Genomic DNA, 16,657 nt, shown 5'->3' with positions numbered 1-16,657 from the left:
TTATGCGAAACATCCTGAAAGTTTTCGGAGATGACTGAGTAAACCTTCTAGAATGAGGACATCACCTGTTTTTAAAGTGAAGTTGCCGTCTGTTTCATAGAGAATTTCTTGATCTCGTTTTAATAATAAAAGTTTGATATGTGGTTCTTGTTTTAAAATGCCAGATAAATTTACGTTGTTGAGCTTTTCATGCACAGGAACTTTGACAATGTAATGATCGTGATCAAGCGCCATATAACGGCTTACCATTGGGTAATTTAATGCCTGAGCAACCCGAACACCCATATCTTCTTCAGGATGGATAATCTTACTGACATTTAAATGAGAAAGAATGGTGTGATGTGCTTTGGTTTTAGCCTTGACCAGAATTTTCTCAACACCAAGATTCTTGAGATTTAAAACACAGAGAATACTGGCTTCAATATCTTCACCAATGGCAACAACGACAGCATCGCAATTTTGGATATTGAGTTCTTCTAAAACATGTTCGTCGGTGGCATCGGCAATCACGGCATGGGTAATACGATCAGCAAGACTTTCAACATTGCGTTTAATGGTATCAATGCCAATGACATCATGATTCAGTTTAGTCAGCTCTAATGCAACAGTTGCCCCGAAACTACCTAAACCAATGACTGCAAACTGTGCCATAACTGTCCTTAACTAAATGATAAAAATGTCTTTTTATTCATTTTAAGATGGAATAACTTTCCATTTGTAATGATTTTGTTTGCGCTACACATTTATAAGCAAAACATCGAATAAAAATAAAGCCGACATAATGTCGGCTTTATAGTATTAGAAAGCTTATTTAAGAAAACGACGATAGCCCGTATTATCTGTGATTTCGGCATAAGGATAAGTGATTTTCTCTAAAGTTTCGACTAACCCATCTGGATTTTGCTTCGCATCGGTTGCTTGTAGGCCAACCAGTACACGACCCTCCGCAGCGCCATGGTTACGGTAATGGAATAAGGTAATGTTGTGGGTTGGGCCTAAACGTTCTAAGAAGGTTAACAGAGCGCCTGGACGTTCTGGAAACTCAACACGGAATAAACGCTCATGTTCGATATTGGCATGACCACCAATCAAATAACGAATATGCAGTTTCGCAACCTCATCATCAGACAGGTCATCCACTTCATATTGTTGTTTCAACATCTCATGAATTTCATGACGCTCGGTTTCACCACCTTTGAGGCTGATTCCGACAAAGACTTGAGCGAGATTACTATCACTGGCACGGTAGTTAAACTCAGTGATGTTACGACCTTGTAGAGCACGGCAAAAATGCAGAAATGCACCTTTTTGCTCAGGAATTGTTACCGCGTAGATCGCTTCACGACGTTCACCCAACTCAGTGCGTTCTGCAATATAGCGTAAACGGTCAAAGTTCATGTTAGCACCACAAACAATTGAGACCATATTTTTGCCAGTCAGTTGGTGCTCTGCGACATATTTTTTGATCCCAGCCAAGGCCATTGCGCCAGAAGGTTCAACAATACTACGATTCTCGTCATAAGTGTCTTTGATTGCAGCACAAATTTCATCTGTATCTACAGTGACTATATCTGGTTCTACGATTGGACCTGAATTATCTGATTTACGAAGACGAATAATGTCGAAAGGTAACTCACCGATTTGTGCAACAGCCGTACCATCAGCAAATAGACCAACATGAGGTAAGATCACACGTTCATTGGTTTCAAGTGCAGCTTTTAAGCACGCGGATTCTTCGTATTCAACACCAATGATTCTGACATGTGGTGCAACTTCACCTAGGTACGCTGCAACCCCAGCGATTAAACCACCACCACCGACAGCAACAAAAACGTATTCTACATCACGCCATTGACGCAATAACTCATTGGCAATAGTTCCTTGGCCTGCAATCACCAGTTCATCATCGTAAGGCGGAATAAAAACCAAGCCTTCATCTTCAGCACGCTGTTTGGCATATTTATTGGCAACATCAAAACTGTCGCCATGTAACACAACTTGGCCACCTAAACGCTTAACTGCCTGAACCTTAATGTCAGGTGTAGTGCTTGGCATGACAATAATGGCATGAATGCCTAATTTTTTTCCTGATAGAGCGACGCCCTGAGCATGATTACCTGCAGATGCACAAATAACACCACGATCAAGCTGATCTTTTGGTAATTGGCTAATTCGGTTGTAAGCACCGCGTAGCTTGAAAGAGAATACAGGCTGTAAATCTTCACGTTTAAATCGAATGTTATTATTAATTTTCTGACTAATTCGTGGAGCTGCTTCAAGCGGTGTTTCAATCGCAACATCATAAACCGTTGCTTGTAAAATTTGTCGTACCACACGAGACAGCATGTTCATCTTCCCTATAACAGTTTAAAATAGGCAATCATTGTAGCAAACCCCTGTGCATTTGCGCTGTTTTCTTAAAGCAAATGTCAAAATAGTTGAGTGAAGTCATGAGTCTATATGCAACCCAAGATGAAAAAAAACAAGCTGCGGCCAAAGCAGCTTTGAAACATTTGCCTAAAGGCGGCATTTTGGGCGTAGGAACAGGAAGTACCGTTAATTTTTTAATTGATTTATTGCCTGAATTGCAATTAGAAGCGGCAGTGGCAAGTTCAACTGCGACAGCTGAACGCCTAAAAAAACTAGGTATTGAAGTGGTCGATATGAATTCTGTCGGTGGTTTAGATGCTTATGTGGATGGTGCTGATGAAATTGACCGTCATATGCATATGATCAAAGGTGGTGGTGCAGCATTAACCCGTGAAAAAATTGTGGCATCAATTGCAAAGAAATTTGTATGTATCGTAGATGACTCAAAATGGGTAGAGCAATTAGGACGTGATTTCCCACTTCCTATTGAAGTGATTCCAATGGCACGTTCTGCAGTGGCTCGTAAAATTGTTGCGCTAGGTGGTGATCCTGTTTATCGCGAAGGTGTTGTAACCGATAATGGGAACGTGATTTTAGATGTATTTAATCTGAATATTCTAAATGCGATTGAGTTGGAAAAGACCATTAATGATATTCCAGGTGTTGTGACCAATGGTATCTTTGCATTAAATGCAGCAACCATTGCTGTTGTTGCAACTGACAGTGGTATCGAAGAGCGTACAGCACAATAATGCCATCAGTTTCACTAGAAACGCTGTTACCTGAAATTAAAGTTGTTCGACATGCAAGGGCAAGAAATTTGCGCTTGCGTGTTGAGCCAACAGGTATTCGCCTCACAGTTCCTTTGTTTTGTAGCAAACGACAGATTCAGCAGTTTCTGCATCAGTCTGAACAATGGTTGATCGAGACTTGGGCTAAACAACAACAGCAATTTAATCAAACGACGGCATTTCCTGAATCGTTGACATTGTTTCACCATGTCCAACCTTTTAGGATTATTCAACAACAGCAACGACATATTTTTAAGTTTGATTTCGAGCGACAACAATTACTGATTCGGCATGAACAGTCCGAGCAGGCTTTACAAGCTGCTGTCATGGCTTATGCAAAACAGTTTTTACCTGAATATTTAGCTCAAGTAAGCCAGCAAATCAGTTTGTCTTACCAACAATGTAGTATCCGTAAGCCAAAGACGCGTTGGGGTAGTTGTAGTTCTAAACATGACATCATGTTACATGCTGCATTGGTGCTGATGCCAGAATATATTGTACGATCAGTCTGTGTACATGAGTTAGTACATACCAAACATTTTGATCATAGTGCTGCGTTTTGGAATGAAGTGAAAAAGCATGATACCAATTACCTTGAGCATCGAAAGCAATTGAAACAGACGCAATTGCCGAGTTGGTACTATAAAAAATAATAGAATATACGTTTTGTCTTAACCATTAAAAAAGCGATTGTTCTGAATAGTTAAACCTTTCCGAATACGTATAGCCTGTTTTAGGCTAGGTACATCATTTTGCCATTGTTTGAGTACCAAAATAATGGCAATGATTTCAGCACGTGTCAGAAGACCTAGCCAGAAAACAATCCAAAATAAAATTTGACTTTGGCCTGTAAGTGTCACTTGTACCAATAAGGCAAAGAGAAATAAGGTCCAAATTTTTGCACCAAGACTATGGGTGGCCACTTCTTTACGGAACTTAATAAAGCTAACCATATAAATCGCCACTTCAAATAAAATTAGAACCAGAATCGGCCAAATGTATTGTTTAAAAAAAACAGATTGTTGTAAGTAAATTGATGCGATTGCACAAATAAAGAAGATTTGATCAATATTGGAGTCTAAGCGACGTAGTTTTTCATCTGACACGCCTAAATGTCTTGCAATGATGCCATCAAAGATATCACTCATTAGTCCGAGTGTTAAAAATACGACTGTATAAAGAGGATAAAAGCTAGGCCGTAATAGTGTTACTACGACAATTAGAAAGCCGAGCAGCAATCTGGAATAAACAAGAAGTGTAGGGATTTGATACTTAAGAGGCATTAAATATAAGATCGATGAGTTTATTAAAGCAGTATATCAGCCGAAGAAGAAAGCTAAGATTGAAATAACAGATTTAAAATAAAACAACAGCTTAGTTAAAGCTGTTGTTTTATTGGAATCGGCAAAATTATTTTGGATTTGGACATTAACGCTTTGGCTAAACATCAATGTTTTAATTTAGCTTGAACTATGAGAAATTGCACTGTAATTGAGTGGTCTGTAGCTGATCTGGCGCTTTACGATTGTCTAAACCAGCACTAGCACTTAACACTTGATTTTTCTTTACTTTTACTTGAATAAAGCTATATTGCAGTGTGCTATTATTTGGTTCAGTTGAGCTGCTGTTTAATAAGTATTCAGCATTGGCTTTATCTACCTGTAATAAATTATCAGTGCTATCGCCATCCAATTTTGAGCTAAAAGTTTGACCATCTTTAACGAGTTCTAACCAGCCATCACCACGAATATTGAGTTGGCAATTACCAGTTGAATCTTTGTAGTTACCGATTAAATATTCAATGGAAGGTAAGCTTGCATTCACAATGTTGATACCCGTAATACCTTGTTTGCATGGGTATAGAGAACCATTACAACTCTCTGTTGTATCGGAAAAACCAACTGCACGTCGATAATCACCAGCACCAATGATACGGAAAATCGTATTAGAGTTAATGACAGGATTTTCTCCAGCATATGCTTTTTGCTTTAATAAAGCATAGCCTTGTGGATTTATAGATGCTTGCTGGTAATGGTCAGCAAGTTGGAGTGTAGCCTGTTTGAGTGATGCGGCAAATGCGTCCTTAGCATTTTTTTGATTCGTAGTAATATCTACTAATGTATTTTTAGCGGGGTCAATATTATCAGGAGTTGTCTTTACTAAAGATGTTAGAGTACTTTGATCACCACGAATTTTTTTTGTATCGAGATAACCATCTCTTAAATCAACCGCTAAATTTTGAGTAAATTCAGCAAAACTATTATTTGGGTAAGTGTTTGACCATTGTTGTAGAAGACCAAAACTGAGATAGGTATTTGTATATAGGCTAGATTGTAACGAAATGCTTGGTGGAGAAAAGACACTAAATAAGCTATTTGGATTCAGATTGCTAATATCTAACTGATTGAAAGCATCCGTTAATGCAGTATTTACATCGCTTGTTGCAAGTTTTAATTGTAGAGCAGTAATATCGGTTGGGGTGCTATTTGTGTCTGTAGGTAATACCCCTGAACGTATTAGAGCACGTTGATAAATTGCTTCTGAACTTGGGTTAATGTAAATAGCTTGTGTGAGATTTGCTATATTTACTTCAACCAAACTACGTAAAATCATAGAGACTTTTTGATATTGGCCACTTTGAAAGTCGTAGATGAGTGAGTTGGGGGTAGTAGCGAGTTCAATACGATAGAGATGGTTTCTATTCAAAATTCGCGGTAGTGTAATATTTAGATCAGTTGTTGTGCTTACTGATTGTTCGAAGATCAAGGTATTGTCAAAATTATCATAAATTCTAACGACTATGTCACGCATTTCAACTGCTGCTTTGACATTGAAACTCTTCGGTTTTGGTTCTGATACAGTGGTTGTGGTTTCTACTTTCGCTTTACTTTCACCACTTCCACAACCAACTAATGCCGAACTAAGTAGAAGTGTACTCAGCCCTAAGCAAATATGATGATGTAATCTTTGTTTTGACATCAAAGAAGGCATTCCAGCTCTCCAAAAAAATTTTGCATCCATGAAATTTATTATTACCGCAATTTTTTTATTCTATTCGAATAGTGAAATGATTCAATAGTATTTCTTGACCAATGGTAGAATCAATCCAAATATAATGAGTTTATTTGTATTCTCTCATAAACTTTTGAGTGTTTAATCAAGATTGACAGTACTTTTATTTTGTTAAAAGTTAGGTACTTGAAGATTGTGTAAAATGGGTCAAACTGCCATACTATTTATCTAAATGAAAGCTTGAGGTGTCACGCGTGATTTCTGTTGGTATTGTTGGTGGAACTGGATACACTGGGGTTGAGCTATTACGTCTTTTATTAAGACATTCACAAGTTCAGGTTCGTATTCTCACTTCTCGTACAGAAGCAGGAAAGCGTGTTGCAGATATGTTCCCAAGTCTACGCGGGCATACAACACTCGAGTTTTCAGATCTGGATTTAGATCAATTAGCACAATGTGATGTTGTATTTTTTGCAACGCCACATGGTGTAGCGATGCAACATGCTGAAAAATTGATTGCTACAGGTACAAAAGTCATTGATCTTGCGGCTGATTTTCGCTTGCAGGATTTGGTTCAGTTTGAAAAATGGTATGGTATGCAACACAGTTGTCCTGCCATCTTAAAAGATTCTGTGTATGGTTTAACTGAGTTAAATCGTGAGAAGATCAAGCAAGCACAAGTGATTGGTAATCCTGGTTGTTATCCAACTACGGTACAATTAGGCTTAGCTCCATTACTTAAAAATCCAGACCAACTGATCCAAACACAAAGTATTATTGTGGATGCAAAGTCAGGGGTGTCTGGGGCGGGGCGTAAAGCAAGCCTAGGTATGATTTACAGTGAAAATGCTGATAATTTCAAAGCCTATGGTGTTGCTGGACATCGTCATCATCCCGAGATTGTTGAAGCGCTGGAAAATATTTCAGGACAAAAAGGGCAGTTTGATCAGCTTATTTTTGTGCCGCATCTTGTACCAATGATTCGTGGCATGTTGAGTACGATTTATGTTGACTTAACCGAACAAGGTCAGCAACTTGACTTACAAGCATTTTACGAAGATTTCTATAAAGATGAACGCTTTGTTGATGTCATGCTTACAAATAGTTCTCCAGAAACACGTAGTGTTCGCGGTGCGAACGAGCTTAGAATTGCACTCTACCGCCCACAAGCCAATAAATTGATTATCTTGGTTGCTCAAGACAACCTAGTCAAAGGCGCTGCAGGTCAGGCGATTCAAAATATGAACTTAATGTTTGGTTTTGATGAGGCTGCAGGCTTGGAAGGTATTGGTTTATTACCATAAAAAACGCTTTTTTACTTCACACACATTTAAATTTCGATTTTAATGTGTGCTTTGATGCAGATCATAACGATAGAGATGATGATGGAAAACGTTGAACCGACTACTTCACCAGACAGTTCCGTTGAAAAAAATAAATTCTTAAAAACGAATTTACCTTTGATTATTGGTGCTACTGTTCTTATCGGTAGCAGTTTTTTGCTTGGTTATACTGTCGGCCACCGTCAAGGTTTAACTGTGGTTGGTTATGATGCAGATGCTGAGCAATTGGTAGATGTGGTTCAGAAACAAAAGACTGCATTGGATTCGGTCAGCAAGAGTTTGAATGCTGCTGTTCAAGAGCGTGATATGGCTGTGGGTAATGCGGATGACTTATTCAAAGCAGTGAATCAAGCCAATGCGGATAAGACCCAATTTGAAGGGATGAATGCGATTTATCGTGATATTTTGAGACAACGTGGTGGTGTAAGCTTAACCATTCAAAATATGGCAATTAAATCTTTACCGGAAAATGCCTTTGAATATCAGATTGATCTTGTTCAAGTAAGCCCAAATAAACGCCGTGCTTCTGGTTCGGTTGAGTTGCGCTTAATTAAAGATACTGAAATCTTAGTTGTGCCTTTAGAAGATAAAAACTTCAATTTCGATGATTTTGAGCGCCTAACGGGGCGTTGGACAATGCCCAAAGGGTTTACGCCTCAATTCATTGAAGTGCGTTTAACAGGCGCTGGCACACCTGTAATTAAACGCTTTAGTTGGCAAAGAGGTAAACCGGTTGATGCAGGTTCTGCTTTCGTGTCGGAAATACCTCAAGCTGAAGCAAATGCTCAATAAATTTTAGATTAAGAACTCAATATGCGAAGATATAAACGTCAAATGAATTTAAGTGAAGTGAAAAATTCTTTTCATCAATCTGGGTTTGTCGATTGGCACTTGAATCCACGTTTAAGTGATTCGCAAGAGGATCATGAGGGTGAGGTGGTTGTACAAACAGCCCCTCCAGAATTAAAACGACCGCCGTTATATGCAGTTGTTTTAATGAACGATGATTACACGCCGATGGATTTTGTTATTGAAGTGCTACAAAGTTATTTTGGGTTGGACTTCGATCAGGCCAGTCAGGTGATGTTAACAGTTCATTATGAAGGTAAAGGCACTGCGGGTATTTATCCACGAGATATTGCTGAAACAAAAGCAAATCAGGTGAATAACTATGCCAGAGCTCAAGGTCATCCTTTGTTATGCCAAATCGAGCCTGAGCAGCGTTAATAAAAGCAACGCTTTTTAGCTGTGCAAGTCGAACAGCTATGCTGTGAGTGAAGGCGTTAATAAAAGCAACGCTTTTTAGCTGCGCAAGTCGAACAGCTATGCTGTGAGTGAAGGCGTTAAGAAAAGCAACGCTCTTGCGGAATATATTCCTCATGCGCAAGACGAGCAACTACGTTGCGAGTAACATCGTTAAGAAAAGTAACGCTCTTGCACACCATAGTATGGCTCATAAATTACGAGTGAAAGCGTAAGAAAAGCTGCGGAATATCAACTTTGGGAAATCATATATTGCGAGTGGGTCTTGAAAAAGTAAGGCTATCTTTCGATATGTGATTTAAGCGGTAAATTAAGGCATATCTTGTTTTGTGCTAAAAACATGAAACAATATACTGAATATCAATATATTAAACTTATGAATGATTTGTTAGGCTTTAAGCAAGATCATGCAGTATTATAATTTTTCATAGGTTTAATATTGTTTCATAAATGAATAACAAATTCGCTGTCTTTTTGAGCGATTAGATAAGTCTTATTCTCTTTGTAATTGAATTTTTACAACAATACTTTGTTTTGAATCTTGACCAAGATAGTCAACTAATGCTAACAGTAGATTATGAAGCAAAGAGACTTGTAGACGTATATCCAATCACGGTTACAGAAGCTCAGCGGATCAAGTCAATAATTCGCTTTTTCATAAAAAGATTTTCTTTTTTTGATAGAGCCCAAGATATAAGGGGGTTACATGCTCAGTCGTCAATTAGAAGTATCGTTACGTTTGGCTGTTAGCATGGCTCGTCAAAAGAGACATGAGTTTCTGACAGTTGAACATTTGTTGCTTGCCTTGCTCGATAACGACTCTGCCGTAAATGCATTAAAAGCATGTGGTGCGGACATCGTTACCTTGCGTAAAGAATTAGAGGAATATGTAGAGCAACATACCCCAAAACTTGGTGATAATAGTGAACAGGCCCCTCATCCAACTGAGAGCTTTGATCGAATTTTGCAACGTGCAATTTTCCATGTTCAATCGAGCGGTGGTGATCGTACGGTTGAAGGTGCAGATGTTTTAGTTGCGATGTATTCAGAACGAGATTCGTTCGCGGTTTATTTACTTAAACGTCATCAAATTAACCGTTTAACTTTGACTCAATACCTATCTCATGGCACACGCAAAGATGAGATTCAGGTTGAAGAAGAAGTGGAAGATATTGAAGGTGAAAGTGCGGCTTCAGCAAATGCTGGACCACTTGAACAATATACGTTGAACTTAAATATCGAAGCACAAAAGGGTAAAACCGATCCTTTAATTGGTCGTGAAAAAGAAATTGAGCGTGCAGCACAAATTTTATGTCGTCGCCGTAAAAATAATCCGTTGCTCGTCGGTGATCCGGGTGTAGGTAAAACCTCGATTGCGGAAGGCTTGGCTTGGTTGATTGTCAATGGCAAGGCACCGAAACCACTTGCCAATGCTGAAGTTTATAGCTTAGACATCGGTGCATTGGTTGCAGGGACTAAATATCGTGGTGACTTTGAGAAGCGCTTAAAACAATTGTTGAATGCGTTGAAAAAGAATCCAAATGCAATTTTATTCATTGATGAGATTCATATGATCATTGGTGCAGGCTCAAGCATGGGCAGTACCATGGATGCATCGAATTTAATCAAACCTGCTTTGGCAAATGGCAGCCTACGTTGCATTGGTTCAACAACTTTCCAAGAATATCGTCAAGTATTCGAGAAAGACCATGCTTTATCGCGTCGCTTCCAGAAAATTGACGTGAATGAACCAAGCATCAATGAAACAATTGAAATTTTACGTGGCTTGAAAAACAAGTTCGAAGATTTCCATCATGTTGAATATGATGATAAAGCATTAGTTGCTGCTGTTGAGTTGTCAGCTAAATTTATCAATGATCGTTTCTTGCCAGATAAAGCGATTGATGTGATTGATGAGGCTGGCGCGCAACGCCGCTTGAAAGCAGAAGTGGATGGTACAACGATCTCAGTTGAGAATATCGAAGATATCGTTTCCAAGATTGCCCGTATTCCACCGAAAACTGTGTCTAAAGATGACAAGTCTGTACTTGAGAATCTGGAACGTGATCTTAAACGTGTGGTATTTGGTCAGGATGAGGCGATTACAGCGCTTGCATCAGCGATCAAATTATCTCGCGCAGGCTTAAAAGCACCAGATAAACCAGTGGGTAGTTTTGTCTTTGCTGGTCCAACAGGTGTAGGTAAAACCGAGGTCACTAAACAACTGGCTAAATTGCTCGGTGTAGAGTTGGTTCGTTTCGATATGTCTGAGTATATGGAGCGTCATGCGGTTTCTCGTTTGATTGGTGCACCTCCAGGCTATGTTGGCTATGATCAAGGTGGTTTGCTAACCGATGCGATCCATAAAAATCCACATTGTGTACTGCTGTTGGATGAGATTGAAAAAGCCCATCCAGATGTATTCAACTTGTTATTGCAAGTCATGGATCATGGTGCTTTGACTGACAACAATGGTCGTAAATCTGACTTCAGAAATGTGATTATTGTGCTTACTACAAATATCGGTGCGGAAAGTATTGTTCGTGCAAGTATTGGTTTCACTGAGCAAGATCACAGCGCAGATAACCAAGATGCAATGAAACGCGCATTCTCACCTGAGTTCCGTAACCGTTTGGATGGTGTGATTCAATTTAAAGCACTTCCGACGACAATCATCGATTCAGTGGTAGACAAATTCTTAACCGAATTGCAAGCACAGCTCGACGAGAAACAAGTAGTTCTCGATGTTGATCAAAGTGCTCGTGACTGGTTATCTGCTAATGGTTATGACCGCCTCATGGGTGCTCGTCCGATGCAACGTCTGATTCAAGAACATTTGAAAAAGCCGCTTGCTGAGATGATTTTATTTGGTGAGCTTGCAGAGCATGGTGGCAATGTTGCAGTTTCTGTGAAAACAGAAAATGGCAAAGACGTCGGCTTAAAATTGGAAGTGTTTGAAGATCATATTAACCCGAGTGCTGAACCTGCTTAATGTTTGAATTGTCTTTCTCAATAACCCAAGTACTTAAAGTATTTGGGTTATTTTTCGTTACGGCGATTGCCGAAATTCTAGGTTGTTATTTTCCTTATCTTATTTTGAATCAAGGAAAATCACATTGGTTGTGGATTCCGACTGCATTAAGTTTAGCGGTCTTTGTTTGGTTACTGACATTGCATCCTGCAGCATCAGGTCGTATTTATGCGGCTTATGGTGGTATCTATATTTTTACTGCTTTATTGTGGCTGCGCTATGTTGATCAAGTGATGCTGACACGTTGGGATATTCTAGGTGGTCTTGTGGTTTTGTGTGGGGCTGGCTTAATCATTTTGCAGCCGCAAGGATTGGTGCGGTAAATTATTTATAGATTGAATTAGAATGGAAAAAAGCGAGATTTTCTTTGGTGAAATTAAAGTTGGTGATTTCATATTGAATGAAACTGATTTTCCAAATATTTTTGGGACTATTGAGTGTTCAGAAATCATTGACCCAGTGCTAAAGCAAAAGTTAATGAATTACATTGCTTTTTGGGTTGAAGTTGAAAAAATTGGAACGGATGATGATTTTGGTGATTGTTGGTTGACTTATATTGAACAGCATGAAATTGAGCATTTGAATTTAATTGACTCTGATCAATGGCGCTTGATTAAACCAGATGGAGTGATTTTTTCGATTACGGCACCTGTTTTTCATACAGAAAATCAAATTTCATTCAGATAGTTCTTGTCCAAATTTTTATTAGGGCTAAGAGCAATGCATAACCCTCAAGTGTGCTATACAAACTCAAGACAGAATGATATAGGCACAAAGAGGCTACATTTACGGCCTGTTATGAAAATCAGGCCGACAGAATACTGCTACGATTGATAATGATTTTTATTTTCATTGTTACAATCGAGTGTGTTCATGGAATCCTTAGTTTCCAACAGAAAATTATTTTCTCCCAGAATTTTAGTATCAGCGATTTCCTTGGTAATTGGTTCAGATGTGTGGGCAGCCGACATAGCCAATACATTGCCTACAATAACGGTTAAAGCGGAAAACAATCGTGATCGTTATACTGTTCAATCGAGCCGTAGTTCAGCCAAACTTGATTTAAATTTAAAAGATACTCCACAGAGCTTAACTGTGTTTACTCAACAACAAATAGAGGATCAAAATTTAACAGATATCAGCAGAGTTTTAGAGGAAACACCTGGGGTAAGTAAAAGTCAGCATGGACAAGAAGGCGCTGGATTTTCAGATTATTATGCTCGTGGTTTTAAGATTAATAATTTTATGCGAGATGGTATTCCAACCAGCGCGGCATCCTTTGGTGGAACTTATAACATTGGTATGGAAGACACGGCTATCTATGACCGTATCGAAATTCTAAAAGGTGCGTCAGGTTTGCTTGGTGGTTCTGGTAATCCGAGTGCAAGTATTAATTATGTACGTAAGCGCGCGGCCGAAGATACACAAGGTTCCATTAAAGTTCAAGCGGGTAGCTGGGAACGATATCGTAGTCAGTTTGATGTATCGGGTGGATTGAACGCAGATAAAACGCTTAAAGGGCGATTGATTGCGGCACATTCGTCAGGAGGTAATCAGCAAGATCGTTATCATAAAGATTCAACCTTACTCTATGGTACGGTAGATTATGATCTCAGTGATCAGACGACATTAACAACCGCACTAAGTTTGCAACAAAATAAAATCCATAATGCTGCACAACATGGTTTTCCATTTGTGAGTGGAGATGGTTTGAAGCAGACGACCTTTGGACCAAGAGATAATCCAGCAACTCACAACTCAAATCTTGCGGTAAATAATCTATATGCATTATTGGGTGTAGAGCATCAATTTAATTCAAATTGGAAAGGGGCGATTAACTATAGTTATTCCAAAACGGACAGCGATCAAATTAGAAACATAGCAGGCTATATTTTAAATTATCAAGATGAAAAGTGTATCGTGAATGGTACTGACTGGGAGGGTAACCCGATTATCTTAAAGCCTGGGGAAATGAGTGTTCATGGAAGTAAGTTTATCAATACACCAGAAGTTCATGCAATTGATAGCTTTGTTTCAGGGCAGTTTCAAGCACTTGGCCGCGAGCATGAGTTAAGTTTTGGGATCAACGGATACAAAGTAAATGCCAATGACCCTGCATATAAAGTTTGGCAGTTTTCATCTAGACCGATCCAAAACTACCATGGTGATGTGGGAGACTATATCAACTTGACGCCTATTGGGCGGACGATAACCGATGAATATCAGATTGGTGGATTTGCCTCGGCCAAACTACAGTTAGCAGATCCAGTAAAACTGATTTTAGGCTCACGTTTGAGTACTTGGGAACGCAAAAATACAGGTACTGAACAAAAACAAAGTAACATCTATACCCCTTATGTGGGTTTGATTTTAGATATGAACGATCAGATCTCTGCCTATGCAAGTTATACCTCTATTTTTAATCCATCTACTCGAAAAAATGTTACAGGCCAATTCTTAGACCCAGAAGAGGGAAATAGTGCAGAAATAGGCTTAAAAGCAGAATTCTTTAATCAACGCTTAAATACCAGCCTTGCTTACTTCGAAACCAAGCAAGATAATTTTGCTGTTCGGGATGGTGAAAAGTTTACGACCGATGGTGATTTTGCTTATATTGCAGTGAATGGCGCTAAGGTAAAGGGTGTGGAGTTATCGATTGCTGGTGAATTGAGTCCTGATTGGCATATTTCTGCTGGATATACTTACACAGATGCAAAAGATCGTGATGGAAAAACCTTAACAACAGCTACAGGAAGTTCACTTCCACGGCAGACTCTGAAATTGTTCACAAATTATCAATGGGATAAATTGACATTAGGGGCTGGGGTGAATTGGCAAAGTGAAATTTTTGATACACGTGCACGCGGCATAGCAACTCAGTTTAATCGACAAGATGACTATGTTCTATTGAACCTAATGGGAAGATATCAGATCAATCCAGATCTCAGTCTTGCGGTCAATGTTGATAATGTCGGAAATACCGTTTATAAAAGAACGGCAATCAATACTTGGGGGGAGCTACGTAACTTTATGGCGACCCTTAATTATAAATTTTGATTTAACTTTTTTGAATTGTAATGCAATTGTGTTGATTTAAATGATTGTTTTATTCAGGCATGAACATGGTTTTGTTATGCCTGAATTTGAAAATAAAAACCTATGTCAAGACATAGGATGTGGTCATCCCGCATGCTTCAACAAAAGTTTCATCATGTGATACCAGTATCACAGCACCGTTAAAAGAATGAATTGCTTGAGCCAGTAATTCACGAGATTCGATATCGAGATGATTTTCGGGTTCATCTAAAAATAACAATTCAACCGCTTGTAGCTTTAAAGCAAGTAAAGCCACTTTTAAGCGCTCACCACCACTTAGGGTAGAGATGGGCATCAGTGCTTTATCTCTCCTAATTTGAAGATTGCCTAATAAGGTTCGCCCTTGCTGTTCTGTTAGTTTGGAATCAATAAGCTGTAAATATTCAACTGCTGAAATAGTGTCATCAAGTAGTGAAAGTCTCTGGTCAAGATAAGTAGAAGTTACTTTGCAATAAACCTCACCTGTAAGTGGTGGAATTAAACCTTGAAGGGTTCTTAATAAGCTTGATTTTCCAGCTCCATTTGCACCACGTAAATGCAATTTTTCCCCGACCTTAACTGCAAGATCAATAGGGTTTGTCTTCGCATAAGCGAGTTGTAGCTGCTGGCATCGTAAGATTTCTCCTGACTTTCTGGCTGTATGTGCAAATTCGAAAGATTGTGATTTGAGATGTTCCAGTTGGATTTGCTTCTGTTGTAATTCATCTTTTGCATCTGCAAGCTGCTTACTTTGTTGTTTGCGTAGATGAGAAAGGGATTGCTCCGATTGTTCTTTCTTGGCATCCAATAAGATGGGTGCTTGGGATCCTGAGGCTCTTAACTTTTCACCAGTTTTTTGACGTTTTTGAGCTTTCATCTGACTTTGATGTTGCTGCTCTTTCAGTTGTTTTAATTCACGTTTTTCTTGCTGTACTGCGTGTGATAATGCTTCGACTTGTAATTGATGCTGCTGCTGATATAGCGCATAATTGCCACCATAATAATGTAGTCCGAGTTGATTTAAGGAAAAAATCCCCTGTACGTGAGACAGTAGTTGCCGATCGTGGCTAATGATGAGCCCGCCTGTAGGATGTTGAGACATTTGCTGGATTAACCATTCTCGTCCTCGAGTATCTAAGTGATTACTCGGTTCATCCAGTAATAGATAATGATCTTTGAGTAGAAATAAGCGACACAGTGCGAGTTTGGTTTTTTGGCCTTCACTCAAATATTGAATGGGGGTATCAAGATCTATTGGTAAATCCGCACTTTGCAAAAGCTGTTGCCATTCTGTTGGTAAATGCCACAGATGTTCGACTTGGTCATAATCGGCAAAAGCTGCAGTACCGTGCTGGATGCGTTTGAAGCATTGGTATAAATCCTCAATATGCAAGGCTTGAGCGATTGTATCTGATTGTACGCGCTGAAGCTGAGCCAGATATTGATGCGGACATTGCCATGAGATTTGGCCTGAATAGGGCAGTTTGAATTTTGTCTGTTCATGCAGAAGAGACATCAATAGCGATTTCCCTTGACCATTGCATCCAATCAATCCTGTGAATTGATGTAATGGAAGTTGAAAGCAAAGTGAGTCAAAGTGTATGAGCTGTGCGAGTTCAAGGGATAAGTTGGAAATAATACATGCCTGTTGAGTCATAAGAAGCCTCGTAAACAGGATATGCAAAATAGAGAGATCGAGATAAGTTTTAGAATAAAGCAGCGCTAAACGATAGCTAAGTCTATTTTGCACATCAAAAAGAAAAATGAACTTT

Annotated in this window: 14 protein-coding genes and 1 pseudogene; 10 read left to right on the top strand and 5 right to left on the bottom strand. The window is 39.1% G+C overall.

Going from position 1 to position 16,657, the window contains the following annotated elements:
• Nucleotides 1–651: a potassium channel family protein gene (locus F902_RS12830; RefSeq protein ID WP_005204057.1), complete on the bottom strand. Its 651-nt coding sequence runs from the start codon at nucleotides 649–651 to the stop codon at nucleotides 1–3.
• Nucleotides 652–807: 156 nt separating this feature from the next.
• The gene (ilvA, locus tag F902_RS12825) at nucleotides 808–2,352 is read right to left on the bottom strand and encodes a threonine ammonia-lyase, biosynthetic (protein WP_171061068.1); all 1,545 of its coding nucleotides are present in this window, start codon (nucleotides 2,350–2,352) and stop codon (nucleotides 808–810) included.
• 98 nt (nucleotides 2,353–2,450) lie between these two features.
• On the opposite strand from ilvA, the gene rpiA reads away from it, so the two are divergent.
• Together rpiA and F902_RS12815 are read left to right on the top strand one after the other, a co-directional pair.
• The gene (gene rpiA, locus F902_RS12820; RefSeq protein ID WP_005204053.1) at nucleotides 2,451–3,122 is read left to right on the top strand and encodes a ribose-5-phosphate isomerase RpiA; all 672 of its coding nucleotides are present in this window, start codon (nucleotides 2,451–2,453) and stop codon (nucleotides 3,120–3,122) included.
• Complete coding sequence (locus F902_RS12815) at nucleotides 3,122–3,814, top strand: M48 family metallopeptidase (RefSeq protein WP_005204052.1); 693 nt, start codon at nucleotides 3,122–3,124, stop codon at nucleotides 3,812–3,814. The genes rpiA and F902_RS12815 overlap by 1 nt, the downstream gene beginning before the upstream one ends.
• An 18-nt stretch (nucleotides 3,815–3,832) precedes the next feature.
• On the opposite strand, the gene F902_RS12810 is transcribed toward F902_RS12815, so the two are convergent.
• Both F902_RS12810 and F902_RS12805 read right to left on the bottom strand, forming a co-directional pair.
• A complete protein-coding gene (locus tag F902_RS12810; RefSeq protein ID WP_005204051.1) occupies nucleotides 3,833–4,444 on the bottom strand; it encodes a CDP-alcohol phosphatidyltransferase family protein in 612 nt (203 codons plus the stop codon).
• 187 nt (nucleotides 4,445–4,631) lie between these two features.
• Complete coding sequence (locus F902_RS12805; protein ID WP_005204050.1) at nucleotides 4,632–6,152, bottom strand: hypothetical protein; 1,521 nt, start codon at nucleotides 6,150–6,152, stop codon at nucleotides 4,632–4,634.
• Between the two features lie 275 nt (nucleotides 6,153–6,427).
• Between F902_RS12805 and argC the strand changes: the two genes are divergently transcribed.
• The 8 genes and pseudogenes from argC (at nucleotide 6,428) to F902_RS12770 (ending at nucleotide 14,867) form a co-directional block, all read left to right on the top strand.
• Nucleotides 6,428–7,477 carry an N-acetyl-gamma-glutamyl-phosphate reductase gene (gene argC, locus F902_RS12800; protein WP_005204049.1) on the top strand — a complete coding sequence of 350 codons (1,050 nt, stop codon included), beginning with the start codon at nucleotides 6,428–6,430 and terminating at the stop codon, nucleotides 7,475–7,477.
• Nucleotides 7,478–7,558: 81 nt separating this feature from the next.
• Entirely contained in the window at nucleotides 7,559–8,308 is a 750-nt protein-coding gene (locus tag F902_RS12795) for a DUF6776 family protein (protein ID WP_004806783.1), read from the top strand.
• Nucleotides 8,309–8,329: 21 nt separating this feature from the next.
• On the top strand, nucleotides 8,330–8,743 hold the full coding sequence (gene clpS / locus F902_RS12790) for an ATP-dependent Clp protease adapter ClpS (RefSeq protein WP_004806784.1): 414 nt from the start codon (nucleotides 8,330–8,332) through the stop codon (nucleotides 8,741–8,743).
• Nucleotides 8,744–9,280: 537 nt separating this feature from the next.
• Nucleotides 9,281–9,459: pseudogene (locus F902_RS23120) on the top strand (ATP-dependent Clp protease adaptor ClpS); the annotation flags it as partial.
• A gap of 26 nt (nucleotides 9,460–9,485) precedes the next feature.
• Entirely contained in the window at nucleotides 9,486–11,771 is a 2,286-nt protein-coding gene (clpA, locus tag F902_RS12785; protein ID WP_004806787.1) for an ATP-dependent Clp protease ATP-binding subunit ClpA, read from the top strand.
• Nucleotides 11,771–12,133 carry a YnfA family protein gene (locus F902_RS12780; protein ID WP_005204046.1) on the top strand — a complete coding sequence of 121 codons (363 nt, stop codon included), beginning with the start codon at nucleotides 11,771–11,773 and terminating at the stop codon, nucleotides 12,131–12,133. The genes clpA and F902_RS12780 overlap by 1 nt, the downstream gene beginning before the upstream one ends.
• 73 nt (nucleotides 12,134–12,206) lie before the next feature.
• Nucleotides 12,207–12,497: a hypothetical protein gene (locus tag F902_RS12775; protein ID WP_227505269.1), complete on the top strand. Its 291-nt coding sequence runs from the start codon at nucleotides 12,207–12,209 to the stop codon at nucleotides 12,495–12,497.
• 186 nt (nucleotides 12,498–12,683) lie between these two features.
• The gene (locus tag F902_RS12770; protein WP_005204042.1) at nucleotides 12,684–14,867 is read left to right on the top strand and encodes a TonB-dependent siderophore receptor; all 2,184 of its coding nucleotides are present in this window, start codon (nucleotides 12,684–12,686) and stop codon (nucleotides 14,865–14,867) included.
• 100 nt (nucleotides 14,868–14,967) lie between these two features.
• On the opposite strand, the gene F902_RS12765 is transcribed toward F902_RS12770, so the two are convergent.
• A complete protein-coding gene (locus F902_RS12765; protein ID WP_005204035.1) occupies nucleotides 14,968–16,542 on the bottom strand; it encodes an ATP-binding cassette domain-containing protein in 1,575 nt (524 codons plus the stop codon).
• Between the last annotated feature and the right edge of the window lie 115 nt (nucleotides 16,543–16,657).

Source organism: Acinetobacter higginsii (genome assembly GCF_000369525.1).
Lineage (GTDB): Bacteria > Pseudomonadota > Gammaproteobacteria > Pseudomonadales > Moraxellaceae > Acinetobacter > Acinetobacter higginsii.
The sequence above is the reverse complement of the archived record's forward strand: the minus strand, read 5'-3'. Positions and strand labels throughout refer to the sequence as shown.